Source organism: Deinococcus sp. YIM 134068, assembly GCF_036543075.1.
Taxonomy (GTDB): Bacteria; Deinococcota; Deinococci; order Deinococcales; family Deinococcaceae; genus Deinococcus; species Deinococcus lichenicola.
Genome location: NZ_JAZHPF010000001.1, coordinates 406,497 through 431,952 on the forward strand (window position 1 = coordinate 406,497; position 25,456 = coordinate 431,952).

21 protein-coding genes are annotated in these 25,456 nt (G+C 71.2%); 9 read left to right on the forward strand and 12 right to left on the reverse strand.

Translation table 11 applies throughout. The features are described 5' to 3' along the window. Positions 1-91: 91 nt before the first annotated feature. The 7 genes from V3W47_RS02190 to V3W47_RS02220 all read right to left on the reverse strand — a co-directional run bounded on the left by V3W47_RS02190 (position 92) and on the right by V3W47_RS02220 (position 9,371). Complete coding sequence (locus tag V3W47_RS02190) at positions 92-544, reverse strand: hypothetical protein (RefSeq protein WP_331823505.1); 453 nt, start codon at positions 542-544, stop codon at positions 92-94. Between the two features lie 185 nt (positions 545-729). Then, positions 730-2,853 (reverse strand): phosphate acetyltransferase, encoded by a 2,124-nt coding sequence (gene pta / locus V3W47_RS02195; RefSeq protein ID WP_331823506.1) that lies wholly within the window; start codon positions 2,851-2,853, stop codon positions 730-732. Between the two features lie 75 nt (positions 2,854-2,928). After that, on the reverse strand, positions 2,929-4,116 hold the full coding sequence (locus V3W47_RS02200; RefSeq protein ID WP_331823507.1) for an acetate kinase: 1,188 nt from the start codon (positions 4,114-4,116) through the stop codon (positions 2,929-2,931). A gap of 425 nt (positions 4,117-4,541) precedes the next feature. Beyond that, positions 4,542-4,988 (reverse strand): tRNA (adenosine(37)-N6)-threonylcarbamoyltransferase complex ATPase subunit type 1 TsaE, encoded by a 447-nt coding sequence (gene tsaE, locus V3W47_RS02205; RefSeq protein ID WP_331823508.1) that lies wholly within the window; start codon positions 4,986-4,988, stop codon positions 4,542-4,544. Between the two features lie 77 nt (positions 4,989-5,065). Further along, a complete protein-coding gene (locus tag V3W47_RS02210; protein WP_331823509.1) occupies positions 5,066-7,018 on the reverse strand; it encodes a hypothetical protein in 1,953 nt (650 codons plus the stop codon). After that, positions 7,015-8,625, reverse strand: a complete 1,611-nt coding sequence (locus tag V3W47_RS02215) for a hypothetical protein (protein WP_331823510.1) — start codon at positions 8,623-8,625, stop codon at positions 7,015-7,017. The genes V3W47_RS02210 and V3W47_RS02215 overlap by 4 nt, the downstream gene beginning before the upstream one ends. Further along, positions 8,622-9,371 (reverse strand): roadblock/LC7 domain-containing protein, encoded by a 750-nt coding sequence (locus V3W47_RS02220; protein WP_331823511.1) that lies wholly within the window; start codon positions 9,369-9,371, stop codon positions 8,622-8,624. The genes V3W47_RS02215 and V3W47_RS02220 overlap by 4 nt, the downstream gene beginning before the upstream one ends. A 120-nt stretch (positions 9,372-9,491) precedes the next feature. Between V3W47_RS02220 and V3W47_RS02225 the strand changes: the two genes are divergently transcribed. The 5 genes from V3W47_RS02225 (at position 9,492) to bshB1 (ending at position 13,444) form a co-directional block, all read left to right on the forward strand. Then, positions 9,492-9,887: a GNAT family N-acetyltransferase gene (locus V3W47_RS02225; RefSeq protein ID WP_331823512.1), complete on the forward strand. Its 396-nt coding sequence runs from the start codon at positions 9,492-9,494 to the stop codon at positions 9,885-9,887. A gap of 129 nt (positions 9,888-10,016) precedes the next feature. Then, the gene (ubiE, locus tag V3W47_RS02230) at positions 10,017-10,793 is read left to right on the forward strand and encodes a bifunctional demethylmenaquinone methyltransferase/2-methoxy-6-polyprenyl-1,4-benzoquinol methylase UbiE (RefSeq protein ID WP_331823513.1); all 777 of its coding nucleotides are present in this window, start codon (positions 10,017-10,019) and stop codon (positions 10,791-10,793) included. 55 nt (positions 10,794-10,848) lie between these two features. Next, on the forward strand, positions 10,849-11,973 hold the full coding sequence (locus tag V3W47_RS02235; RefSeq protein WP_331823514.1) for a serine hydrolase: 1,125 nt from the start codon (positions 10,849-10,851) through the stop codon (positions 11,971-11,973). Between the two features lie 10 nt (positions 11,974-11,983). Continuing rightward, the gene (locus tag V3W47_RS02240; protein WP_331823515.1) at positions 11,984-12,544 is read left to right on the forward strand and encodes a hypothetical protein; all 561 of its coding nucleotides are present in this window, start codon (positions 11,984-11,986) and stop codon (positions 12,542-12,544) included. Positions 12,545-12,727: 183 nt separating this feature from the next. Continuing rightward, a complete protein-coding gene (gene bshB1 / locus V3W47_RS02245) occupies positions 12,728-13,444 on the forward strand; it encodes a bacillithiol biosynthesis deacetylase BshB1 (RefSeq protein ID WP_331823516.1) in 717 nt (238 codons plus the stop codon). Positions 13,445-13,511: 67 nt separating this feature from the next. Here bshB1 and V3W47_RS02250 read toward each other — a convergent pair whose 3' ends face one another. After that, on the reverse strand, positions 13,512-14,711 hold the full coding sequence (locus tag V3W47_RS02250) for an MFS transporter (RefSeq protein WP_331823586.1): 1,200 nt from the start codon (positions 14,709-14,711) through the stop codon (positions 13,512-13,514). Positions 14,712-15,113: 402 nt separating this feature from the next. On the opposite strand from V3W47_RS02250, the gene V3W47_RS02255 reads away from it, so the two are divergent. Genes V3W47_RS02255 through V3W47_RS02265 form a run of 3 tightly spaced genes read left to right on the forward strand, consistent with a single transcriptional unit; the run spans position 15,114 to position 18,153 of the window. Continuing rightward, positions 15,114-16,505, forward strand: a complete 1,392-nt coding sequence (locus V3W47_RS02255; protein WP_331823517.1) for a 3' terminal RNA ribose 2'-O-methyltransferase Hen1 — start codon at positions 15,114-15,116, stop codon at positions 16,503-16,505. Further along, a complete protein-coding gene (locus V3W47_RS02260) occupies positions 16,502-17,383 on the forward strand; it encodes a DNA polymerase beta superfamily protein (RefSeq protein WP_331823518.1) in 882 nt (293 codons plus the stop codon). The genes V3W47_RS02255 and V3W47_RS02260 overlap by 4 nt, the downstream gene beginning before the upstream one ends. After that, complete coding sequence (locus V3W47_RS02265) at positions 17,344-18,153, forward strand: nucleotidyltransferase domain-containing protein (RefSeq protein WP_331823519.1); 810 nt, start codon at positions 17,344-17,346, stop codon at positions 18,151-18,153. The genes V3W47_RS02260 and V3W47_RS02265 overlap by 40 nt, the downstream gene beginning before the upstream one ends. Here the strand turns inward: V3W47_RS02265 and V3W47_RS02270 are convergent. Next, positions 18,134-18,457, reverse strand: a complete 324-nt coding sequence (locus V3W47_RS02270; RefSeq protein ID WP_331823587.1) for a PIN domain-containing protein — start codon at positions 18,455-18,457, stop codon at positions 18,134-18,136. The genes V3W47_RS02265 and V3W47_RS02270 overlap by 20 nt on opposite strands. A 113-nt stretch (positions 18,458-18,570) precedes the next feature. Continuing rightward, positions 18,571-19,017, reverse strand: a complete 447-nt coding sequence (locus tag V3W47_RS02275) for a helix-turn-helix domain-containing protein (RefSeq protein WP_331823520.1) — start codon at positions 19,015-19,017, stop codon at positions 18,571-18,573. A 149-nt stretch (positions 19,018-19,166) separates the two neighbouring features. Here V3W47_RS02275 and V3W47_RS02280 point away from each other — a divergent pair, with 149 nt between their 5' ends. Further along, positions 19,167-21,680 (forward strand): polynucleotide kinase-phosphatase, encoded by a 2,514-nt coding sequence (locus V3W47_RS02280; RefSeq protein WP_331823521.1) that lies wholly within the window; start codon positions 19,167-19,169, stop codon positions 21,678-21,680. 271 nt (positions 21,681-21,951) lie between these two features. Here the strand turns inward: V3W47_RS02280 and glmS are convergent, their stop codons facing one another. Together glmS and V3W47_RS02290 are read right to left on the reverse strand one after the other, a co-directional pair. Continuing rightward, complete coding sequence (gene glmS / locus V3W47_RS02285; RefSeq protein ID WP_331823522.1) at positions 21,952-23,772, reverse strand: glutamine--fructose-6-phosphate transaminase (isomerizing); 1,821 nt, start codon at positions 23,770-23,772, stop codon at positions 21,952-21,954. 327 nt (positions 23,773-24,099) lie between these two features. Beyond that, on the reverse strand, positions 24,100-25,440 hold the full coding sequence (locus V3W47_RS02290) for a deoxyribodipyrimidine photo-lyase (protein WP_331823523.1): 1,341 nt from the start codon (positions 25,438-25,440) through the stop codon (positions 24,100-24,102). Positions 25,441-25,456: the final 16 nt, after the last annotated feature.

Sequence of the window (25,456 nt, forward strand, 5' to 3'; positions counted from 1 at the left end):
GCCTTCTGCCTTCTGCCTTCTGCCTTCTGCCTGCTGTCTCCCCGGCACCCACGCCCGCAGGAGGCCGAAGGATTCTTCTGCCGAAAGGCCCTCAGTCCGCCGCCGTCTTCTTGCGCCTGCCGCCCGTCTCCGCGAACGTCTTCGCGCGGTTGTGGCCCAGGGTCTGCCCCTTGTCGAAGCTTGCCTGCATCCGTTTGCGGGTGTCGGCGGCGAGGGCCTTGAAGTCGAGCCGCCCCGACTCGAAGGCCTCCACGCTGGGTTTGACCGCCCGCGCCCGGCGGGTCGCCGCGAGGTCCTGATTCGTCTGGGTGAACCACGTCTCGAACTCGGGCGTGACCTCGAAGATCATGTCCTTCGTATCGCGCTGGTACGTGCTCCCGGCCCCGCGCCGGGCGAACTGCTTGGGCAGCGTGAAGCGTTCACGCAGATACGTCGCCTCGAACTGCCCCCGCCGCACCGCCTCCCGAAAACGCTTGAGAAAGGCGTCGCTACGTTGAAGATTGTCCAATTTGTTGATCTGCTCGCTCAGCTTCCGGTACGCCATGATTCTCCTCCCCTGTTAGAAGTATGAGGGATGGAAGATGGGGCTGTAAAGCCTGAAACGAGGCCGGAGATGCAAGACGTAGAGCGGGTTTTTCTTCATGAAGGGGCTTTTTTTGAAGAAGAGCCAACCTGGTCATTTCTTTTAACATTAAATCTTTCTTAGAACTGGGAGAGGTGGCGTCTCCCTCAGGCCTGCCCCGGCTGCGTCGCCTGCTGCGTCGCCTGGATGGCCGTCAGGGCGATGGTGTACACGATGTCGTCCACGAGTGCCCCGCGCGATAGGTCGTTGACGGGCTTTCTCAATCCCTGGAGCATCGGCCCGACGGCGACCACCCCCGCCGAACGCTGCACCGCCTTGTAGGTCGTGTTGCCGGTGTTGAGGTCGGGGAAGATGAAGACGGTGGCCCGGCCCGCGACGGGGCTGCCGGGGGCCTTCTGGAGACCGACGCTGAGGACCGAGGCCGCGTCGTACTGGAGGGGGCCGTCCACCGGGAGGTCGGGTCGGCGCTCGCGGACGAGGGTGGTCGCGGCCTTGACCTTCTCCACGTCCTCGCCCGCGCCGCTCTCGCCTGTCGAGTAGCTGAGCATGGCGATCCTGGGCGTGATGCCGAAGGCCCGCGCGGAGTCCGCCGACTGGATGGCGATGTCGGCGAGTTCCTCCGCGTTCGGGTTGGGATTGATCGCCGCGTCCCCGTACACGAGGACCTGCTCGGGCATCAGCATGAAGAAGATGGAGGAGACGAGCGCGGCACCGGGGGCCGTCTTGATGAGTTGGAGGGCGGGCCGCACGGTATTCGCCGTCGTGTGGATCGCCCCCGACACCAACCCGTCCACCTCCCCGAGCGCGAGCATCATCGTGCCCAGAACAACGGTGTCCTCCAGTTGCGCCTCGGCCTGCGGGGCGGTCAGGCCCTTGCTCCTGCGGAGTTCGACCATCGGGGGGACGTACTTCGAGCGGATGGCGTCGGGATCGAGGACCTCCAGCCCGTCGGGGAGGGTGAGGCCCTGCCCCTCCGCGACCTGCCGCACCCGCTCGGGCTTGGCGAGCAGGACCGGGCGCGCGATGCCCTTCTCCACGCAGCGGACGGCGGCGCGAACGGTGCGCGGCTCGTCGCCCTCGGGCAGGACGATGCGCTTATTCGCGGCGCGAGCCTTCTGGATGAGTTCGTAACGGAAGGCGCTCGGCGGCAGGCGGCGCTCGCCCTCGGCCTCCGGCCTGCGTAACCTCGTGCCCAGCGGCACGATGTCCAGCCGGTCGGCGATGAAGTCGAGGATGCGCTCCATCCGGTCGGTGTCGTCGTGGGGAACGCGGGGGTCCATCCGCGAGAGGCGCGAGGCCGTCTCGTAGGAGTTCGTCTCGGTCCGCAGCACGGGCAGGGTGCTCGTCAGGGCGGCGCGCGACAGCTTCTCGATGGACTCCTCGGGGCCACTGCCGGAGGTGAACAGCAGCCCCGCCAGCGGCACCCCGCTGAGGTGCGCGAGCGCCGCCGCCATCACCACGTCCTCGCGGTCGCCGGGCGTGACGACGAGCGCCCCCGGCCCGAACAGGTGGGCCATGCGCGGCACGGTGCGCGCGGTGACGACCGTGCTCGTGACGCGGCGCAACCTGGCCTCGCCCTCGTTCAGCACCTCCGCCCCCAGGTGCCGGGCCACGTCGAGGGTGCGCGGGGCGTTCAGGGTCGGGGACTGCGCGACCACGCCGAGGAGGGGCAGTTCGCCGCCCGCCAGGACCCGGCTGCGCGTCCGCAACTCCGCGAGCAGGCCGCCGAAGTCCAGCTCACGGGGCGCGAAGTTGAGCACGTACCCGGCGAGGCCCGAGCCGTCCGAGCGGCGGTAGCTCTGCGCGGTGATCTCCAGCTCGTCGGCGAGGGCGGCGGCCTCCACCCCGGCGAGGCTGGAGACGAGCACCACGTCGGCCTCCAGATTGCGCGCGAGGCTGGCGTTCAGCGCCCCCGCGTACACGTTGCGCTCGTTCAGCGCCAGCCCCTCGGCCACGAGCACGTCGGCCCCGCCCGTCACCCCCGCCGCCGCCTGCCGGGAGAGGGCGATCACGCTCTCCATCAGGTCCTCCTCGCCGCCCTGGCTGAGCTGCTCCTCGGCGGAGGCGAGGGGGATGGGGTCGGGGGCCGAGGCGTGCGCGAGCGTGCGCGCGAAATGCACCGAGTCGTCCGTCGTGCGCTCGTGCGTCTGCGCGATGGGCTTGAGAAAGGCGACCTTGAGGCCCTGCCGCTCCAGCGCGCGGGCAAGCCCCAGCGCCGTACTCGTCAGGCCGACGCCGTTGCGGGTGGGGGCGACGAAGAGGGTTTTCATGGGGTGGCTCCTTCGGGGGGCTTATGGGGTGTGGCTTGTGGAAAAAGAGTGGGTGGAAGACGTTGTTCCTACGGTCTACGCTCCACGCTCCACCACCCCAGCCGTCTCCCGCGCGATCATCAACTCCTCGTTCGTGTTCACCACGAGGGCGGGCGGGCTGCCCTGCGCCGTGATGACGCCGGATTGCCCACGTACCGCCCGCGCGTTGGCCTCCTCGTCCACCCGGAAGCCGAGGACGGCGAGGCGGGCGAGAGTGGCCGCGCGGACGCTGGCGCTGTTCTCGCCGATGCCGCCCGTGAAGACGAGGCCGTCCAGCCGCTCCAGCGCCGCCGTCATGCCCGCCACCGTCCGCGCGAGGCGGTAGACGAACACATCCACGGCGAGCCTCGCGCCCACGTGCCCACGTGCCGAAGCTTCCTCAAGCTCGCGCATATCGTTGGTGAGGCCGGAGAGACCGAGGAGTCCGCCCTCCTTGTTCAGCGCCGCCGTGATCTCCCCGAGGCTCAGGCCCGCCTGCCGGGCGAGGAAGTCGTGGAGGCCGGGGTCCACGTCGCCGCTGCGGGTGCCCATGACGACGCCCTCCAGCGGCGTGAGGCCCATGCTGGTGTCCACGCTGCGCCCGCCCCGCACGGCGGTGACGCTGCACCCGTTGCCGAGGTGGGCGGTGATCAGATTCACGTCTCCCAGGTCCCGCCCCAGCATCCGCGCCGCCTCGCCCGCGACGTAGGCGTGGCTGGTGCCGTGGAAGCCGTAGCGCCGAACCCCGTGCGCCGCGTACCACGCCTCCGGCACGGCGTAACGGTAGGCGACCTCGGGCATCGTCTGGTGAAAGGCCGTGTCGAAGACCGCCACGTGGGGCAACGCCGGAAAGGCCGCCCGCGCCGCCTCGATGCCCGCCAGATTCGCCGGGTTGTGCAGCGGCGCGAGGGGCACACACGCCCGGATGGCGTCCAGCACCTCCGGCGTGACGAGGGCCGGGGCGCTGAAGCGTTCGCCCCCGTGGACGACCCGGTGGCCGACCGCACGCACATCGTCCCGCACGCCGAGCGCGTCGAGTTCCGCGAGGATGACCCCAAACGCCTCCGGGTAGCTCCCGCCGGGCAGGGAGTGGGTCACGCGCTCGCCGCCCCTGTCCACCCGCACCGACGCCGCGCCCGACCCCAGCCGCTCCGCGAGGCCGGAGAGCCGCCCCTCACCCGTCTCGGGGTTTTGCAGGGCGAACTTGACGCTGCTCGACCCGCAGTTCAAGACCAGTGTCCACATAGGCGCATTGTCACCCACGAACTCCGGGAAACCGGGGTTGAGGGAAGGTTGGGACTTGGTGAGGTTGGTGCTGTCGGGCGGTGGCAGACCGGATTGAAAGACGGTCTACACGTCTTTTCAGCTTGGGCTGACGAGCAGGAGTCTTCGGAGGCCAAGCCCGCCTCAAGACGCTTGATATGAATCAGGAAGTAAGCGTGTTGGAGGTACTTTTTGCTCCCTCCCTCCTTGTGGGGGAGGGTTGGGGAGGGGGTGACGAGCACCGCTCGTCCTGCTGCCAGACGATAAAAGTGCTCCTCTTGCCCAATTTGCAATTCACATCAGGCGTTCAAAGAGTGGGAGCAAAGGAAGAAGGCGACTCGCCCTTTCCTCTATCTCGTCTTATCACCAGGTTGAAAGGGAGGGTGACGGTCCTTGTGGATTCGCTCTCAGCGCACCCGCACCGCCCGCCGCACCTCCGGCTCGCCCTCCACATGCTCCAGCCGCAGGATGGGCGCGTCCGGGTAGTCGGCATACAGGCCCTCGCCCCACTCGATGACGCTGAGGCGGCTGCCCGCGATCAGGTCTTCGAGGTCCATGTCGTACAGCTCCGCCGGGTCGCGCACCCGGTAAGCGTCCACGTGCAGGACGCGGCCCTCCTGCGTCGGGTAGGGGTGCATCAGGGCGTAGGTCGGGCTGGTCACGGGGTCCGCGAAGCCGAGCGCCGCCACCAGCCCGCCCGTCAGCGTGGTCTTGCCCGCCCCGAGTTCGCCCTCCAGAAACAGCACCGCGCCCGGTGACAGAGCACGGGCGAGCACGGCACCGAGGTCGCGTTGTTCGCCCGCGCCGTGCAGGAGCCGCACCTCGCCGGGCCGGAGGGGAAGGGGAGGGGTCACGCCCCCGAGTAAAGCAAACGGGCGGGGGCCGAGGTGCCTCGACGTGCCCGCCCTGCAGGGGAGGTGGCCCCTCCGGCTCAGTCCGCCGCGCCCCCGAGCCAGCCTCCGGCCTCCCGGTCGAGGGCCGCCGCGTCGCCAGCGTGGGCGAGACGCCAGGAGCTGTCGGGCCGCAGGATGGCCGCCCACACCCCTCGGTCGTCCTCGAAGCGCGCGTGCCGCAGCCCGAGGAGGGTCGCCTGGGCGAGCAGGGCCGCGACTCCCTGTGCTGTGGGGTCGTGCGGCCCGGAGGAGATCAGGCCGTCCTGAACGGTCCAGGTCCGGGCCGGGAGGCTGGGGAGGGGGAAGGCGAGGGCGGGCGCAGGTTGGGTGGGCGTTTGAGCAGGGTCTTCCCCGAAGACGCTCCCGGCCCCGTCCCCCAGCCCCCCGAAGTCGAACACGTCGAGCAGGCCGCTCAGGGCGTCGGCCCCGAAGGTGGCCGTGACCTCCTGGGCGGCGCGGTATTCGGCGTGGGCCTCGGCGAGCAGGGCCTCGGCCTCCTCCAGCGTCTGGGCGTACCGCTCGCGGGCATCCCTGGACATCGGCCCGAGGCGGCGCTGGGCGCGCAGGGTGTCGGCGTGGCGACCGAGACGCTGGGTGGTCTCGCCCGCGAGGTGGCGCACCGTATCGTACTCACGGATCACGTGGTCGGCGCGGGCGTCGAAGTCCTCGCGCTGCCGGGCGGCCTCGCCCATGCGGCGCTCCAGGGCGAGCCACAGGGGCGCGAGGTCCACCTCCTCGCCGCGCCCCAGGGCCTCGCGGACGGCATTCAGGCCGGGGGCGAGTTCCGCCGCCGCGCCGGGCACGTCACGGGCGGCGCGCTCCACCTCCGCGAGTTCGCGCTGGGCCGCGAGCAGGCGCTCGGCCACCTCCGGGGAAGCCTCCAGCGCGTCGAGGGTGGCGTGGAGGTCGCGCAGCTCGTCGGCGGCGAGGCCCCCCCCGGAGAGCGTGAGCCGCGCCACGTCGAGCGCCACCCGCGCCTCACGCAGGGCGGGCTGGTCGGGCAGGGCGGAGAGCCGGGCCTCGGCGTGGGCGAGGTCGGCCGTCTGAGTGGTGCGGGCCTCCTCACGGGCGGCCTCCAGCGTGGCGCGCCAGGCGTCCACCGTCCCCGCCTCCAGCGCCCCGGCCCCGTGGCTCTCCCGCAGGCTGTGTTCCTGGGCTTCCAGGTCCGGGCGGGTGCGAAGCAGCGGGCCGAACTCGCGTGACAGGTCGGCGAGGAGCCGTCCAGCATGTTCCTGCTCCAGCGCGAGGACCCGCGCCTGCGCCTCCGGGTCGGGGGCGGCGGGGGTGCCCGGCCCGGCGAGCGGCTGCACGAGAGACGACTCCAGCCCCCGGCGCAGGGTGAAGGCGATCGTGCGGGCGCGCTCCACCTCGGCGGGGAGCAGGGTGCCCTGGCGCTGGGCCTCGTCGATCTGAAGGGTCAGGTTGTCGAGGCGGCGCACGTCCTTGCCGCCCATGCCCTGCACCCGCGCGAAGGTGGCCCGCAGCTCCGCGAGGTCCTGCGCCTGGGTGACGAGGCCCTCCTCCAGGCGGCGCTCCATCAGCGCGATGAGGTCCTGGCCCTCGCGGACCAGCGCCCCCGGATCGCGCCCGGCGTCCTCCTCCTGCCGGGCGACCCCCAGCACGCCGCGCAGCCGCTGGGTCTCGGGCCAGTCGAAGTACAGCGAGAAGCGCCGCACCCCCTCCTCCAGCACGGTCAGGGAGCTGCCGGGCGGCGGGGTGGGGCCGCTGCCCTCACGGGCCACCCGGTGCAGCTCGGTGATGACCTCCGACACCCGGCGCTTGGCGAGGGGCGCGGGCACGCTGAGCTGAAGCCGCTTGAAGACCTCGCGCTTGAGAATGTCCTCCAGGGCGGCGGCGTCCAGGGTCCGCACGGTGAGGTTGCGAGACTGCGCCCCGTCCTGCAGGAGGCGTTCCAGGACGCGTGGGGACACGAGGTCGCCGAGCAGCCGCGTGGGGAGGTGGTACAGCCCGCTCTCGGCGCTCACGCTCATGACGGCTCCTCATCCCAGTCGAGGCTGGTGGTGTTCGCGGGGGTGCCCGCCGAACCGCCGCCCAGCAGCCCGAACTGCACGCACAGCCCCCGGAAGCCGAAGGCCGCCAGCCCGATGCCGAGCGCCGCCGTGACGGCCCACAGCGGCGCGCCGTAGGCCCCCTGCGAGAGGGTGAGGGTGGTCGCCCCGGCGAGGAACCGGGTGCCCGTAATATCGCCCAGCCAGCCCACGAAGCCGAAGGCCCCCTCCAGGAAGACGGGCAGCAGCAGCAGCACGAGCGCCGCCGAGATCGCCCGCCACGAGGGGTTGCGTCCCCCGAAGGCGAGGTTGAGCAGGTACAGCGGCACGAGCGCGAGCAGCGCCAGCCCCAGGAACACGGCGGCCCGCAGCCCACCCCCGAACAGCCGCGCGGCCCCCGCCGAGAGCGCGTCGAGGCGGCTGGGCCGCTCCCCGGCAGCCTCGCGCTCCAGCGCCCCCAGCCCCGCGATGAGGGCCTGCACGTCCTCCGGGCGGGGGGAGCGGTGGGCCGCGGCGGCGGCGAGATTCCCCGAGAATGCCTCGTACCCGCTCGCCGCGCGCATCCGGTCGGGCACGGCGGTGAGGGCGGCTCCAGCGCGTCCCAGCGCCTCCCGCGTCCCCGCGCCGTCCCCGTGCCCGGCGGCGGTCAGGGCGCGTCCCAGCGCGGCGTAGGCGGCGTCCACGCCCCGCTCGCCCGTGGGGATGGGGTTGGCTGGTTGAACCTCGGTCGTCGGCGACTCGGGTTGAGCCGCAGGGGAAGGGGGGGTGGCCGGAGTCGTCTCCCCGACCTTCTGGGACTGGGTGGGGGAATCCGGCACCGGGGCCGTCACCGTGGGCGGGGTGGCGAGCGACCGCGACACCGCCCCCGCGCCCTGCCGCAACGTCCGCAGGGAGGCCGCGAGGGCGGCGGTGTCGCCCGCCGTGAGCTGGCGCAGGGCCTCGTCGAAGGCCGCAACCCGCAGGCCGCCCGCGCCGCCCGCGTCCTGCACCACGGTGAACCAGCCCGCCGCCCGCGCGAGGCTGAGGTACGCCGCCGGGGTGCGCCGCGCCGGAGTGGCGCTCAGGGCCGCGCCCACCTTCGCCGCCGCCGCCCGTTGGAGCCGCCACGCGACGCGCTCAGGCCGCCCCGCCGCCGCGTCCCGCGCGAGGGCCGAGGCCGCCTCACCGCTCAGGCCGAACTCGCGCCCGAGAAGCCGGACCTGGGGGGCACCGTTCGCGGAGGCCTCCATCAGCCGGGTCATGGTCTGGTCGTAGAGGGCCTTACGCATCAGCCCGCGCGCGAGCAGCACCTGCGCCTGCACCTCGGCGGGCGTGCGGGCGAGTGCGCCGCGTGCCCCGTCCAGCGCGGTCTTCAGGCCCGCCGTGAGCTGCCGGTTGTGGAGGGTGGGGGCCAGCGCCGCGTAGGCGGTCTCCGCCCGGTCGAGGGAGGTCAGGGCGCGTTCGGCGCTCGTCGGGCGGGCCTCGGCGGCGGCGTCCAGGCTCGCGGCCAGGGCGCGGTACGCCCCGAGGTCCTGTGCCCCCGCCGTGCCCGCCGCGAGGGCGGTGAGGAGGGCGAGGGTTGCGGCCCGGCGCTGATTGGGACGATTCATGAGGCCTCCCGAAGATGCTGCAACTCCGCCAGGAGCCGCCCGACATTGACGCCCGGCCCGGCCACCACCGCCACGAGGAACGTCCCCAGGGGCCGCATGGCGACGGTGCGCCCGCCCAGGTCGGCGGACATCAGCCGCAGGGCACGTTTCTGGAAGAGCATGGCGGTCGCGGCGACCACCCCGCCCAGGCTGGCCGCGCCGGGGAGCGCCCGCTCGCGCAGCACCTCGCCCGAGGCGCGGCAGATCAACACGCCCTGCACGCCCGTCATCCGCGCGAGGTGGGAAATCAACGCGTCCTGGTCGGCGGGGTCGCCCAGCGCGTAGGCCCGCGTCTCCGGGGGCGCGAGGTAGTCCGGGTCGTCGAACTCGAAGTCGTCGGCGTGCAGGCCGGGGCCGCTGTCGGGGCCGTCGCCCTCGCCGTCGTCCCAGCGGGTGAGGTCAGTGCCGGGCGGCTCGTCCCAGGTGACGGCGGGCGACGCCGGGCGCGGCGTGGGGGCCGGGGCCGACTGCCGGGCGAGTTGCTGGGCGAGTGCTCCCAGCTCGGCGCGGGCCTGGGCGGCGGGCAGCACGCCCGACAGTCGGCCCAGCAGCGGGCCTTCGATGACGCGCTGCATGTCGCGGGCGCTGATCCCCTCCGGGGCGAGGCCCTGATCGCGCAGCGCCCCCCGCAGCAGGGTGTCGGCGGCCCGTTCGGACACGAGGCCGGAAAGGGCGCGCACAGTCAGGTTGTACACGGAGTTCGTCATGGCAGACCTGCGGCGAGTGTAGGGGCGCGGCGCTTACACTTTTCTCTCACCCCTCTTTCCGGGTGTTGGTGGGGGAGGGTCGCCAGTCGCCAGAACCCCTGTGTGGTCTAAGCTCGCCCCATGCCGCCCATCCTCTACCGTGTCCGTGCGGAGGTCGATTTTGCCGGGTTGGGCCGTCTGCGCCGGGCCGCATGGGGTGGGCACGACGACGGGAGCGGGTGGCCCGCCGTCCTCGCCCGCAGTCTGACGTGGGTGACGGCGCACGACGGGAACGAACTCGTCGGCTTCGTGAATGTGGCCTGGGATGGGGGCGTCCACGCCTTCCTCCTCGATACGACCGTTCACCCGCAGGCTCAGAGGCGCGGGGTCGGGACCGAGCTGGTCAGACTGGCGGCGGAAGCGGCCCGCGTGGGTGGTGCCGGGTGGCTTCATGTGGATTTCGAGCCGCATCTGGCGGAGTTCTACGCGGGCTGTGGATTTCAGCCGACGGGCGCGGGCTTGCTCCAATTGACGTAGGCCGTCCGTTCCGGGCTGCGAGGGGAACAGGCCTCGCCGATGGCTGTTTCTGGCGATTGGCGACTGGCCGCTGGTGACTTCCCGTCAACCGTCCCACCCGCCGCCGACCCGTGCCCCTATCATCCCCCCATGACCCCTCTCCCCAGCAGGCCCCCGGTGGGCGACCGACACGGCGGGCCGCGCGACGGTGCCCGTGACAGCACCCATGACAACGCCCGTGACAAGGGCCGGGAGGTGCAGGCGATGTTCGCCTCCATCGCCCCGCGCTACGACCTGCTCAACCGTGTGCTGAGCCTCGGCGTGGACCGGGGCTGGCGGCGGGAGGCGGCCCGCGAGGCGCTCGCCCTCGGCCCCGCACGAATTCTCGACGTGGCGACGGGCACGGCGGACTTCGCGCTCGAACTCAAGGCCCGCTCACCCGGCAGCGAGGTCGTCGGCAGCGATTTCGTGCCGCAGATGCTGGAGATCGGGCGCGCGAAGGCCCGCGCGAGGCGGCTGGACGTGCGGCTGGAGGAGGGCGACGCCCTGAGATTGCCCTACCCCGACGCCAGCTTCGACGCCGTGACCTGCGCCTTCGGCTTCCGCAACTTCGCCGACTACGGGCGCGGCCTCGCGGAGATGTGGCGGGTGCTGACCCCCGGCGGTCGCCTCGTCATTCTGGAATTCCCGCCGCCCCGTCCGGGCCTCTTCGGCGGGGTGTTCCGCCTCTACTTCCGACATGTGTTGCCGCGCATCGGGGCCGTCATCAGCGGCAACGCGGGCGCGTACACCTACCTTCCCGAAAGCGTCCTCGCCTTTCCCGATCCCGAGCGGCTGGCGGCGCTGATGCACGCGACGGGCTTTCGCACCCGCTACCGCCTGCTGACGTTCGGCATCGCGGCAATTCACGTGGGGGACAAGGGGTAGGCGTGTGGAGCGGGTCCCGGTTTGAGTTTTACACGATTACAAAGTAATGTAGTCCATGCGAAAGCTGCTGACGCTCGCCCTCAGCCTTCTTCCTGGTTGTGCCAACGCTCAGCAGGAAGACCCGCTCGCGCCGCTGCTGGAGTTCGCGCGGCGGCAGCCGGGGGACGTGGCCGTCTTCACCGCCGCTGTGCGGGCGGACGGCACCCCCGACCCCACCAGACATCGGCTGAGCTGGAATCCCACCCAACCCATGCCCCTTGCCAGCACGCGCAAGATCGTGGTGCTGGCCGCCTACGCGCGGGCGGTGGAGGCGGGGCGGCAAGACCCCCAGGCCCCGGTGCAACTCTCGGAGTGGGAGACGTACCTCGTGCCCGGCACCGACGGCGGCGCACACGCGGCGAGCCTCAAGGCGCTGGGCATCCCCGCCGACGCGTTGGGCCGGGCACGGGACGGTTCACAGACGGTCCCGCTCGATACCCTCGCCCGCTTCATGATCGAGACGAGCGACAATGCCGCGACCGATTTCCTCCTCACGCGCCTGGGACCGGACGCCATTCCCGAGACCATCCGCGCATTAGGATTGACCGCGCAGGAGAACTTCGGCCCGTTCCTGGGGCTGATCGGAAATTGGAGTATGCCGGACGCCACGACCGTCTACGCGCGGCAGTCAGTGGCGGCCCGTGTCGCCCAGGACTGGGGATGGGCGCGGGTTCTGCGGCAGGACGCACGGGCACGCGACACCCTCACCGAACGGCCCACCTGGCCCTCCGTCGCCCAGCAGGCGGCTCTAGCGGACGCGACCGACGCGCGGGGAACCGTGAACGATTACGTGGGCCTGATGGCGCGCGTGCTGACGGGCACGGGTCTGTCTCCCGCCGTGAGGGAGACGATGGCCCGGCACCTGGGCTGGCCGCTGCGGGTCAACTCCGACATGGCCCAGGCGTTCACGGCCCTCTACGCCAAAGGGGGCAGCCTGACGGGCGTCCTGACCAACACCCTCGCCTTCCAGCCGAAAGTCGGGCCGCGCGCCGGGGAGCGGCTGGTCGTCGCCGTCTTTCTGCGCCGCATTCCCCTGAACGAGTACGGGCGGCTCCAGAAGAGTCTGGAGGAAGCCATGTTGCGCGTCGCCATCCAGCCCGCCGAGACTCAGCGCCTGCTGGACGCTTTGCGGGGCCGCTAGACTCGCCGCGATGACCGCGCCCCCCGACCTCGAAGACCGCCTGCGTGTGCTGGAGGAGCGCGTGGAGGCGTTGGAGGGGCAGCGGACCGACCCACCCACCCCATCCCCCACTCCCGGCAGCGACTTCTGGGCGCTGGACACCCTGACCACCCGCCATCCCCAGGGCGCGGTGCTGTTCTCCGGCCACGCGAGGTTGCCCACGGGCGAGCGCTACGGCTGGCAGGACACCGCCCTCACGCCCGACCTGCTCGCCGCCGACTGGGGAGGGGCCGCGCCCGCCCTCGCCGCGCTGGGGCACCCGCTGCGGCTCGCGCTGCTGCGCGCCGTGCTCCACGGGCAGCGGACCACGGCGGAGTTTCAGGCCCGGCCCGACCTCGCGGGGGCGGGCAAGCTCTACCACCACCTGCGCGAGTTGCAGGCCGCCGGGTGGCTCAGTCCGCAGGGCCGGGGCCGCTACATGGTGCCCGCCGGGCGCGTCGTGTCCTTGCTCGTGATCCTGCGCGCCGCCGGGCTGTCCGGGTCGGGGGAAGGGCGGGTGGAGGAGGGGGAGGCGCATACCTCGGAGCGTTGAAGGTTGAATAGGGCCGTTTCCGGCGTTCTAGGTTGACTGGGAAAAACAACGTCCTGAGCCGCCTTATCTGGAATCAGCCGGAAACTCGGGTGCGGCACTTGACGGCCCGTGCATACCACGCTATCTTTTTCTTATCACCGCCCGAGAGGCGGTTTTTTTATTTCCCGCTCTATCCTGTGGGCCATGCGGACGTTTGAGACGGTCTACGGCGCGGAGCAAGCCCTCGACTGGCTGTGTCTGGCTCCCCACCCCGACGACGCGGAGATTGGGGCGGGCGGCACCCTGATTCGGCTCGCGCGGGCGGGGCGGGCGGTGGGCGTGCTGGAGCTGTCGCGTGGCGAGCGGGGCACCCAGGGCACGCCGGAGGAGCGCGCGGCGGAGTGCGAGGCGGCGGCGGCCATCCTGGGCCTCGCGTGGCGCGGACAGCTCGGCCTGCCGGACGGCGAGCTGCGGGACACCCCGGAGGGAGCACACGCCCTCGCCGGGGTGCTGCGGGCGCTGAGGCCGCGCGTCCTCGTCGTGCCGCACCACCGCGACCGCCACCCGGACCACTTCGGGACGTACCACCTGGCGAGGCGGGCGCTGCACCTCGCCGCCTTGAGGAAGGCCGACCTGGACGGCGAGCCACACCGCGTCTCCCGCGTGCTGCTGTATCAGGGGAACGGCGACATCACCGCGAACGTCCTCGTGGACGTGGGCGACGTGCTGCCCGAGTGGGAGGCCGCCATCCGCGCGCACGCCAGCCAGTTCGCGGGCGGCCACGTCTCGGAGACGGTCACGCCCGAGGTCGTGGAGCGCCGCCGCGCCCGCATGACGTACTGGGGCACCCTCGCCCGCGTGCGCTCCGCCGAGGCCTTCGAGAGCGAGGAGCCGTTGCTGGTAGCACCGGAGGAGTGGTGAGGGGGAGGGGGTCAGCCGTCAGCTTTCAGCGATCAGCCGGGGAGGGCTTCAGCTTGGGCCTTCTCCCCTAACGCCTCACCCCCAACACCTCATCCCTCTGCGGCAGCGCGCGGGCCACCGACCGCCCCGGCCACAGGTAGTACGCCTCCGCGAGCAGAAAGACGGCGGCCCCCAGCGTGAACACCCCCGCCGGGCCGAAAGTTGCCCAGGCCACGCCTCCCAGCACAGGCCCGACGGCGTAGCCCAGCGCCTCCACCGCCATCACGGTGCCCCAGGCGGCGGCGCGGTGGGACTCGGGCAGCACCCGCGCGACGAGGCCGTTCCAGCCCACCACGAAGGCCCCGTACCCGACGCCGAACAGGGGGGCGAGGAGCCACAGCCGCGCTTCCGCGCCGGGCAGGGCCGCCGTGCCGAAACTCAGGGCGAGCAGCAGCAGGCCGGGCGCGAGGGCACGCCGGGGATGCGCCCCGTCCGCCACCCGCCCCGAGACCCAGAAGGCCGCCCCGAACACCGCCAGCGCGAGCAGCCCCGGCCCCATCAGGTCGCCCAGCCCCAGCCCCAGCCGCGCTAGCAGCGGGTAGAACACGGTGACGAGCAGCCCCGGCGCGAGCGTCTGCGCGAAGGCGGCGGGCAGCAGCACGGCCACACGCGACCAGCCGCGCCACACCGACGCTCCGGTCAGGCCCGACCCGCCCCCCTCCAGCCGGGGCAGCCGCAGCCGCCACAGGCTCAGCGCGAGGGCGAGGGCCAGCCCCTGCGCGACCAGCAGGAGGGTCCACGCCGCGTCCGGGTACGCCTGCATCAGCGGCCCGACGCCCAGCACGCCGCCCAGGATGGCGGGGGCGACGCTCAGGCTGGACACCGCCAGCGCCCGCGCCGTGCGTCCGGGCCGGGCCAGCGCCTGCGACGTGCTCATCAGGCCCGGCCACAGGGCGGCGTAGGCCAGCCCCCACGCCGCGCACCCCAGCACCCCCCACCCGGCGAACGGGACGAACCGCGCCCCCAGCACCGCCCCCAGCCCCAGCACCGCGCCCAGGGTCAGCACGCGCCCCAGTCCCCACCGCTCCGTCACCAGCCCGGCGGGACCTTTGGCGAGCGCGTCGGCGAGGTAGTGCACACCGACCATCAACCCGACCACCGCCGCCCCCAGCCCCAGCCCCGGCCCCGCCACGGGCAGCGCCGACACGAAAAAGCCCGTCCGCACGAGTTCCGAGACGACCAGCAGCGCGAGCAGCCGCAGCATGGTCGAGGGCCGGGTCCACAGCATCAGGGCCGATTGTGTCATACCCGCCGCTTCCGGCAGTGATGAGTGATGAGTGATGAGGGGCGTTGAGGCTTCGGGAGGGTCGCCAGTCGCCAGCTTCCAGTCGCCAGAAGGGCAGCCCGGCTGTTTTGCTCCTCCCCCCTTGCGACGCTTGATGTGCAAGAGCAGGCAAGCGTGCCAGCCACGCTCTTTGCTCCCTCCCTCCTTGTGGGGGAGGGTTGGGGAGGGGGGTGACGAGTACCGCTCGTCTTCTCGCCAGACAGCGAAAACGCCCCCTTCCCCAATCCGCAATTCACACCAAGCGTTTGCGGAGAAGGCCGGGTGGGGGATGGCGAGCACCGCTCCCCCTCTCCCGTCCGCCACTTGACGGACGCCCATGCTCAGCCGCCGCGCTAGCCTCCCGACATGCTGCTCACCCTCACCGCCACACGACCCGGCCCGGACGCGCCTCCGGCGACCGACCTCGGCTTCCTGCTGCACAAGCACCCGGACCGCGTGCTGGAGCGCGCGTTGCCTTTCGGTCGCTCCACCGTCTTCTACCCGGAGGCGACGCCCGAGGTCTGCACGGCGGCGCTGCTGCTGGAGGTGGACCCGGTGGCGCTGTCGCGGCACACCCGCGCCGGGGACGGTGCCCCGCTCGAACCCTACGTGAACGACCGACCCTACGCGGGCGGCAGTTTCCTCGCCGTGGCCCTGCGCGACGCCTTCGGCACGGCGATGACGGGGCGGAGCAAGGACCGTCAGGAGTTGGCGGACGCGCCCCTCCCCCTCGTGGCCGAGCTGCCCTGTGTCGCCTCGCGCGGTCCCGCCGACCTGCCAGCGCGGCTGTTCGGGCCGCTGGGGTACGCGGTGGAGGCGGAGGCCATCCCCCTCGACCCCCTCTTCCCGGAGTGGGGCGCGCGGCCCTATGTCCGGCTGCGGCTGAGCGGTACGGTGCGCCTGCGGGACCTCCTCGCCCACCTGTACGTCCTCCTGCCCGTACTGGACGGCAAGAAGCACTACTACCTCGACGACGCGGAGGTGGACAAGCTGCTGCGGCACGGCGCGGGCTGGCTGGACGCGCACCCGGAGCGGGACCTCATCGCGGGCCGCTTCCTGCGCTTCCGCGACCTCGTGCGGCGGGCGGAGGCGAGCTTCACCGTGGACGTGACCGAGGAGGAGACCGTACCCCGCGACCCCCGCCCCCGCCTCCACGACGAGCGGCTGGACCGGGTGGCGGAGGTGCTGCGGTCCAGCGGTGCCGCCCGCGTCCTCGACCTCGGCTGCGGGGAGGGCAAGTTGCTGAGGCGTCTGCTCGCCGTCCCGCAGTTCCGCGAACTCGTCGGGCTGGACGTGAGCGCCCGCGCGCTGGAAATCGCCGCCGAGAAACTGCACCTGCGGGAGCGCCCCGAACTCGCCGCCCGCGTCCGCCTCCTGCACGGCAGCCTTACTTACCGCGACGCCCGCCTGCGCGGTTTCGACGCCGCCGCGCTCGTGGAGGTCATCGAACACCTCGAACCGCACCGCTTGAGCGCCCTGACGGCCAACCTCTTCGGCGACGCCCGGCCCGGAACCGTGGTCGTGACGACGCCCAACCGCGAGTACAACGCCCTGTTCTCCGCTAAGCACGGTGGGGAAGATGCGGGCATGAGGCACGCCGATCACCGCTTCGAGTGGACGCGCGCCGAGTTCCGCGCGTGGGCCGATGCGGCGGCAGGCGCTCACGGCTACACGGTCCGGTACGAGGACGTGGGCGACGTTCACCCCGAGTTCGGCCCGGTGACGCAGATGGCGGTGTTCGAGAGGGCGACTCCGTGACCCTGCCGCCCGTGCTCCCCGTGGGCACGAGCGTCGTCACGCGCCTGCCCGTGTCGGGACACCCGGCGGGGGCCGTCGCTGTAGTCGTCCGCTCGCCCCTCGACCCCGACCACGCCTACCGCGTCCGCTTTCCCGACGGGACGGAGGCGACCCTGAACCGGGGCGGCCTGACCGTCCGGCGACATGAGAAGAACGCCCTGCCGCACGCCGAGCGCGATTTCATTCCATTCATTCAATACCGCTGCGTGGTCGGTAGCCGGGCTTTTGGCCTCGACACGGAGGCAAGTGACACCGACCTGCGCGGCTTCTACCTGCCCCCGGCGCGCGAGCATTGGGGCCTCGCGGGCGTGCCCGAGCAACTGGAGTTCGGCGAGGAGGTGTACTGGGAGGCGGGAAAGTTCGTCGCCCTCGCGCTGAAGGCTAATCCGAACGTGCTGGAAGTGCTGCACAGCCCCCTCGTACAGACGGTGACACCTCTGGCTCAGGAGTTGCTGGACATCCGCGAGGCGCTCCTGAGCCGCCTCGTCTACCAGACGTACAACGGGTACATGATGGGCCAGTTCAAGCGGCTGGAGGCCGACCTGCGGCAGCACGGCGAGGTCCGCTGGAAACACGCCATGCACCTGCTCCGGCTGCTCCTGAGCGGCATTGCGGTGCTGGAGCGGGGAGAGGTCCTCGTTCATGTGGGCGAACACCGCGCCACCCTCCTCGCCGTCAAGCGGGGCGAGGTGCCCTGGCCCGAGCTGGAACGCTGGCGGCTCTCTCTTCACGCGAGGTTCGACCGCGCGTACACGGCGACGACCCTCCCCGAACGCCCCGACTACGCACGGGTGGAGGCGTGGCTCCTGCGGGCGCGGCGGGCGGCGCTGGACTGGTGACGGCGATGATCTTTCCCCCACAACTTGTTGATGCCGTTCACGCCTACCCGCATCCCCTCGTCTTCGCCACGGTCAGCGGCGCGCACCTCTACGGCTTCCCGAGCGTGGATAGCGACTGGGACCTGCGCGGCGTCCACGTCCTTCCCCTGCGGGATGTGCTGGGTCTGGAGACGCCCGAGGAGACGCACAGCCTGGAGCGCGACGACGGGACCGTGGAACTCGACCTCGTGACGCATGACGCGCGCAAGTTCGCCCGGCTGCTCCTCACCCGTAACGGGTACGTGCTGGAGCAACTGCTCTCGCCGCTCGTCGTCCACACGATGCCCGCCCATGCGGACCTCGCCGCCCTCGCCCGGCGGTGCGTGACCCGGCACCACGCGCACCACTATCTCGGCTTCACCCGCAACCAGTGGGAGATGCTGGAGCGGGAGGACGTGCCCCGCGTCAAGCCGCTGCTCTACGCCTTCCGCACCGTGCTGACCGGGCTGCACCTCCTGCGAACGGGGGAGGTGGAGGCGAACCTCGAAGTCCTGAACGCCGAAGCCCGCCTCCCCTTCCTCACCGACCTGATGACGTTGAAGCGGGAGGGGCGGGAGGGCGAGCCTCTGCCCGAAGCTCCAGCCGTATACCAGGCCGAGCATCTGCGCCTCGTGCGGGAGTTGGAGGAGGCGCGGCAGACGACACATCTCCCCGACGCCGTGCCTGACGATGTGGCCCGCGCAGTGAGCGAGTGGGTGGTGGGGGTGCGGCTCAGCTCCCCGGCGCGGTGACGATGCTCAGACCCGGTACGCCCGCGAAGTCGGCGGCGTTGTGCGTGACCAGCGGGCAGCCGACGGCGAGGGCGGTGGCGGCGATCCAGGCATCGGCGGAGTCGATGGGGCGGCCTGCCTTCATGGCAGCAACCCGAACGGCGGCCCAGCGGGCAGACAGGGAAGCATTGGAGTGAATGACGCCGAAGGGGGACAGGAAGTCGAGGAGCTGTTGGGTCCTGCGTGCGCCCCAGCAATTCTTGAGCGCCCACTCGCTCAACTCCGCCAGCGTTTGAAACGAGATCAGACCCCTGTACGGGGAGATGAGGTGGGCTTAGGCGGGGCCGCGCGTGTCGCCCTTGAAGATGTAACTGAGAACGTTGGTGTCGATGACGACGAACGGCGCTGCGGACGGCTGTATTCCATCTGGCTCGTCGATCACGCGGACTTGCTGACGCGAGGAGTGACCTGACGCAGAGCCTCACGAACGGCCTGCTTCTCGGCCTCCCGCTCAGCCCAGAAGCGGTCATTCTCGGCGCGTTCCTCTTCGGTCCAGTCGGGCACGAGGGCGAGCAACTCCTCGGCGTCGAAGGGACGGGCACCGGAGAGCTGGGCTTGCAGGGCGGGGTCGATTCCCGCGTCCACCGTGGGAGAGGTCTGGTGATGCAACACGTCCTCCACAGTCATTCTCACGCCGGTCAGTTCTTCCAATCCGCTCAGCAATTTGTCTAACGTCTCCAGCGTCACCGCTTTGGCCCTGCCGTTCACGATGTCGTACACCGTGTTCTTGGACAGCCCGCTCACCCGCGCGAGGGCCAGGGGCGTCTTGCCGTAGTGCCCGAGGGTTTCGCCCAACTTCCAGCGGGTGTGTCGGGTCCCGGTCATGGGGCCAGTGTACCCCTGTGGTTGACCAGTGAAAGAGGAAAAAAGGAGTAGAGGACTGGGAAGAGGCAGAGTTTACGCGTCCCCTCCGCCAATCTGCCCATGCCCGCCCCGCCGCCATGTGCGAGCATCGGCGCTTGAGGTCCCTGCCCATGCACATCCCGCTCCCCGAACTCGCCCTCGTCGCCCTCGTCGGCGCGTCGTCCTCCGGCAAGTCGTCCTTCGCGGCGCGGCACTTCCTCCCGACCGAGGTGCTGAGCAGCGACCGCTTCCGCGCCCTCGTGAGCGACGACGAGAACAGCCTGGAGGCGACGGGGGACGCCTTCGACAGCCTCTTTTTCTTGGCGGGGAAGCGGCTCACGCGTGGGAGGTTGACGGTCGTGGACGCCACGAGCGTGCGCCCGGAGGATCGTCGGCGGCTCATCGACCTCGCCCGCGCCCACGACGTGCTGCCCGTCGCCATCGTCCTCGACCTGCCCCGCTCTGTATTGGAGGCCCGACACGCGGCCCGGACCGACCGGAGCTTCCCCGCTTCGGTGATCGGGCGGCAGGTCTCCGAGTTGCGGCGCACCCAGCGCGGTCTCCAGAAGGAGGGTTTCCGCCACGTCTGGACGCTGAGGACGGAGGAGGAGGTGACGGCGGCGACCGTCTCGCGCGTGCCCCTGTACACGAACCGCAAGGAGCTGACGGGGCCGTTCGACTTCATCGGGGACGTTCACGGCTGCCTGCCCGAACTGCGCGAACTGCTGGGACGGCTGGGTTACACGCTGGAGGGCGAGACCGTCACCCCGCCGCCCGGTCGCACCGCCGTCTTCGTGGGCGACCTCGTGGACCGGGGGCCGGACAGCGCGGGCGTGCTGCGGCTGGTGATGGGGATGGTCCGCTCCGGCGCGGCCCTCTGCGTCCCCGGCAACCACGACGACAAGCTGGGGCGGGCGCTGGGCGGCAAGGCGGTCAAGGGGCTGCACGGGCTGGACGGGACGCTGGCGCAGTTGGAGGTCGCCGGGCCGGAGTTCCGCGCCGAGGTCCGGGCCTTCCTCGACGGCTTGGTGAGCCACCTCGTCCTCGACGGCGGGCGGGTGGTCGTCGCGCACGCGGGATTGCCGGAGCGGTATCAGGGGCGGTCGTCGGGGCGGGTGCGGTCCTTTGCCCTCTACGGCGACGTGGACGGCAGCACGGACGACCTCGGCCTTCCCGTGCGGCGCGACTGGGCGCGGGAATATCGGGGGTCGGCCTATGTGGTGTACGGGCATACCCCGGTCGCCCAGCCGAGGTGGGTCAACCGAACCCTCAACATCGACACGGGCTGCGCGTTCGGCGGTTCGCTCACCGCGCTGCGTTACCCGGAGATGGAGACGGTCGGCGTGCCCGCCCACGCGCAGTACGCCGTGCCCGCGCGTCCCCTCGCGCCACCGGAGGAGACGCGGGAGCTAGGCGGTGTGCCCGACCTCGCCGCGCTGACGGGCAGGGCCAGAATCGAGACGCGGACCTTCGGCGGCGTGGCCCTGAAGGAGGGCGAGCGGGCGGCGGCGCTGGAAACTTTCGGGCGCTTCGGCGTGGACCCCGCGTGGTGTCCCTTCCTCCCCCCCACGATGAGTCCGGTGGAGACGAGCGGGCGGGCGGAGTTTCTGGAATATCCCGCCGAGGCGTTCGCGTACTTCCGCTCCCAGGGCGTCGCGCAGGTTGTGTGCGAGGAGAAGCACATGGGGTCGCGCGCCGTCCTCGTGCTGACGCGGGATGAGGAGACGGCCCGGCGACGCTTCGGCCCGGAGGGGCTGGGCCGGATTTACACCCGCACCGGACGCCCCTTCCTCAAGGACGACTGGGAGGCCGACGTGCTGACCCGCGCCCGCGCCGCCGTCACCCGTGCCGGGCTGTGGGAGGAGCTGAACACGGGCTGGCTCGTCCTCGACGCCGAGATTCTGCCGTGGAGCCTCAAGGCGGAGGAGCTGATCAAGGGGCAGTACGCGGCGGTGGGTGCGGCGGGGAACGCGACCCTGCCCGCCGCCGTGGAGGCGCTGGAGAGGGCGCGGGCACGCGGTCTGGAGGTGGGCGACCTGCTGACCCGCACCCGTGACCGGGCCGCCGACCTCACCGCGTACCGGGCCGCCTACCGCGCCTACGTCCGCCGGGTGGAGGGGCCGGGGGATGTCCAGATCAGGCCCTTCCACCTCCTCGCGTCGGAGGGGACGGTCCACATGGACAGGGACCACCTCTGGCACCTGGGCACGCTGGGGCGGCTCGCGGACGCCGACCCCACCCTCTTCGGGCGCACGGCCCACCGCCTCGTCACGCTGGGCGACGAGGGGAGTGAGGCGGAGGCGACGGAGTGGTGGCTCGCCCTCACGGCGGGCGGTGGCGAGGGCATGGTCGTCAAGCCGCTGGCCTTCCTGGACGCCGGGAAGCGCACCCTGCAACCCGCCGTCAAGGTCCGGGGCCGGGAATATCTGCGGATCATCTACGGCCCGGAGTACACGCGCCCGGAACACTTGGCGCGGCTGCGTTCCCGCTCGCTCGCCGCCAAGCGTGGGCGGGCGCTGCGGGAGTTCCACCTGGGGCTGGAGGCGCTGCACCGCTTCACGGAGGGGGCGGGCGTGGGCCGGGTCCACGAGTGCGTCCTCGGTGTGCTGGCGCTGGAGAGCGAGCCGATAGACGCGCGGCTGTGAGGACCTGACTGGAAGAGCTTCTTATCCTGGCGACCTGCCGACATACGGCGGTGAAAGAGCACCTCAACTCATGGACCTTCAAGAACCGCCGATGCCGTGCCCCCTGCCGTGGAGAGCGGCAAAGTTCAGCGCCGTGTCGTCCAGAACGCACATCGGGGCCAGTGTTCTTCCCGTCGTAATGTAAGGCGTCTTGAGTCTTCCAACTGGCCTCCACGCCGAGATAAAGAAAGGGCGCACCGAACCTCGATTCGATGCGCCCGGCCAGACCCCGCTATTCGACGGTCACGCTCTTCGCCAGGTTCCTCGGCTTGTCCACGTCCCGGCCCAGCGCCGTCGCCGTGAAGTAGGCGAGCAGTTGCAGGGCGACCGCGTTCACCACCGGGCTGACCGCCTCGTGCGCGCGGGGCACGTACAGCACGTCGTCGGCGTGGCGGGCGTTCCCGGTGTCGCCGTCGCTGAGCAGGGCGATGACCCGGCCCGAGCGGGCGCGGACCTCCTGAACGTTGGAGATCGTCTTCTCCAGCAGCGGACTCTCGGTGGCGATCACCACGACGGGCAGTTGGTCATCGATCAGGGCGATGGGGCCGTGTTTCATCTCGCCCGCCGCGTAGCCCTCGGCGTGGATATAGCTGATCTCCTTGAGCTTCAGCGCCCCCTCGAAGGCGGTCGGCGCGTTCACCCCGCGTCCCAGGAAGAGGTAGTCGCGCGCCCCGGCGTACTTCTCGGCCACGGCCTTGATCCGCTCCACCCGCTCGGGAGAGAGCGCCTCCTCCACGAGGCGGGGCAGCTCGCGGGCGGCGTGCAGGAGGTCCTGCGCCTGCGCCTCGCCCAGCGTGCCGCGTGCGCGGGCCAGCCACAGGGCGAGCATCAGCATGGCGCTCACCTGCGCGGTGTACGCCTTCGTGCTCGCCACGCCGATCTCCGGCCCGGCGTGGATGTACAGGGTGTCGTCGAGTTCGCGGGTCATGGAGGACCCCTTGGCATTGATGACCCCGAGAGTCCTCGCGCCGTGCTTCTTCGCCTCGCGCAGGGCTTCGAGCGTGTCGATGGTCTCGCCCGACTGGCTCACCACGATGGCGAGGGTGTGCTCGCTCACGAGGGGCGAGCGGTAGCGGTACTCCGAGGCCACGTCCACCTCGACCGGGATGCGGGCGAGTTGCTCGATGAGGTACTCGCCCACCAGCCCGGCGTAGTAGGCCGTGCCGCACGCGATGATCGAGATGCGCTTGAACGAGGACGGGTCGAGGCCGATGTCGAGGTTGACCTCCCCCGTGTCGTCGTGGAGGCGACCGATCAGGGTGTTCGTGAGGGCGGTGGGCTGCTCGTAGATCTCCTTGAGCATGTAGGTGTCGAAGCCGCCCTTCTCCGCCGCCTCGGCGTCCCAGTCGATGCGGTCGATGGGACGCTCCTGCGGATTGCCCGCGAGGTCCGTCACCCGGAAGCCGTCATCGTGCAGCACCACCATGTCCCCGTCGTGGAGGAAGACCATGTTGCGCGTGTAGGGCAGCAGGGCGGGCACGTCCGACGCCAGGAACATCTCGCCCTCGCCGACGCCCATCACGAGGGGGCTGACGGTCCGGGCCGCCACGATCTCGCGGTGGTCCACGTGCGTGACGACGAGGCCGTAGGCCCCGCGCACCTGCGTCAGGGCCGCGCGCACCGCCCCCTCCAGGTCGCCTGAGTACGCCTCCTCGATGAGGTGGGCCAGCACCTCCGAGTCCGTCTCCGACTTAAAGGTGTGGCCGCGTGCTTGCAGCCCTTCTTTCAACGAGAGGTAATTCTCGATGATCCCGTTGTGGATGATGACGATGCGCCCGTCTTCCGTCGCGTGGGGGTGCGCGTTCGTGTCGTTGGGCAGGCCGTGGGTCGCCCAGCGCGTGTGCCCGATGCCGAGGGTGCCGGGAAGAGGCGAATGGGCGAGTTCGCCGCTGAGGTTGGCGAGCTTGCCCGCCTTCTTCTTGACCTCGATGTGAGCGCCGTCCGCGACCGCCACGCCCGCGCTGTCGTAGCCGCGATATTCGAGCTTGGCGAGGCCGGAGATCAGAACGTCCTGCGCCTGCCGACTGCCGATGTATCCGACGATTCCGCACATACATGCTCCTCGACCCACACCCGGCGCTCAGGCCGGGGCGGGCGGTGTCTGAGTCGATTTGTTCGCACCGCGCGGCCTTATCTCCACGTCACCGTGGGGTTTATCGCCGCGCTTCACTCCGTGGGGAGTCGGGGAGGCCCGTGCCGGGCCTGGAGGCATCCGCAGAACGCTCGCTCACCTCCACCTCGTCTTCTGCCTCCTGGGGAGACAGACCTTGCGCTTCCCGGTTGTGTGAACCGGACACCAGACGGTTCGGGCGAAAGCTTATCACCCGGCTTGAGTGAGATGTGCAAGATGCTCAGATAGGGTGGGGGGACCGGTGGGGGGTCAGCTCCACCTGCGCGCGTACGCTTCCACGTCGAACTTGCGGTTCAGGCCGCTCGCGGCGAGGTAGCGCACGGTGCCGAAGATGGGCCGCCGCGCCCACGGGCGGTCGTGCAGGCCGAAGACCCAGCCCACGCTGACGTAGGAGTTGGCGTCGCGGCCATCCAGCTCATAGCGGTTGTTCAGCCACAGGGTCGTGTCGTAGGCCTCCTGGGGCGTGGCGCTCCACTCCAGAATCTTCTTGCCCCAGTACATCCGCATGGCGTTGTGCATCCGGCCCGTGCGGACCATCTCAGTGTGGGCGGCGTTCCAGTAACGGTCGTGGGTCGCGGCGGCGTCGAACTCCTCCCGCGTGTAGAGGTGCGGGCGCGGGTCGGCGGCGTGGTCCTCCAATGCCTGCCGGGTCCACGTCGGCAGCCCCTCGTAGCGGTCGTAGGCGGAGTTGAACTCGCAGTAGTTGAAGCTGAGTTCGCGCCGGACGATCATCTCCTCCAGGAAGGTGTCGAGGCCCGGCCCGCCGTCCGAGTGCTCGCGCGCCGCGAGGGCCGCCGTCAGGGGCGAGATGTGCCCGTAGTGCAGGTAGGCGCTCAGGCGGCTGCCCCCGTCCGCGTTGGGGTCGCGCCGCCCGGCGTCGTAGCGGGGGAGCAGGCGGGTGACGAAGTGCCCCAGCCGCTTCAGGGCCGCCACCTCGCCCCCCTCCTCCTCACCGGGCGGAACGCTGTTGTCCACACCAAGCGCCCGCACGGTGAGCGCGGGGTCGCTCACGTCCAGGCCGGGGTCCCAGTCCGGGTGTCCCTGCGCGCCCTCCTGCACGTCCACGGGCACGAGGAAGCGTTCCAGATGACGGTGAATCTTGGGGCGAATGGTCCGCGCGGCGAACTCCTGCTTGTCGGACACAGTGTTGATCGGCACCACCGCATCGGACTCCACCTGCACGAAGGGCACTTCCAGACGCTGGGCGAGGTCCGCCCGCCACTGTCGTCCAGGTCGCAGATAGCCTCGGTCGGTGACGACGAGACAGGCATCCTGGGCCGCCCCCAGCACCTCGTCCGGCGTGTTCCCAATCCGTATCGAGAAGGGGATGCCGCGCGCCTTCAGGCCCTCCCGCACGTCACGCAATCCCTCCAGCAGGTACTGGAAGTGGCGGGCGTTCGCCTCCGGATAGCCCGGATTCAGGCCGAAGACGGCGGCGAGGGGCACGCCCAGCCTGCGGGCCTCCCCCACCGCGTATTCGAGGGCGTGGTTGTCGTGCGTCCGCACGCTGGACTGCACCCACAGCAGCACGAAGCCTCCCCGCCCCGGCTCGCCCGGCCTGAGCACCCGCACCCGTTCCGGCTGGATCATGGCCGCTTTCTAACGC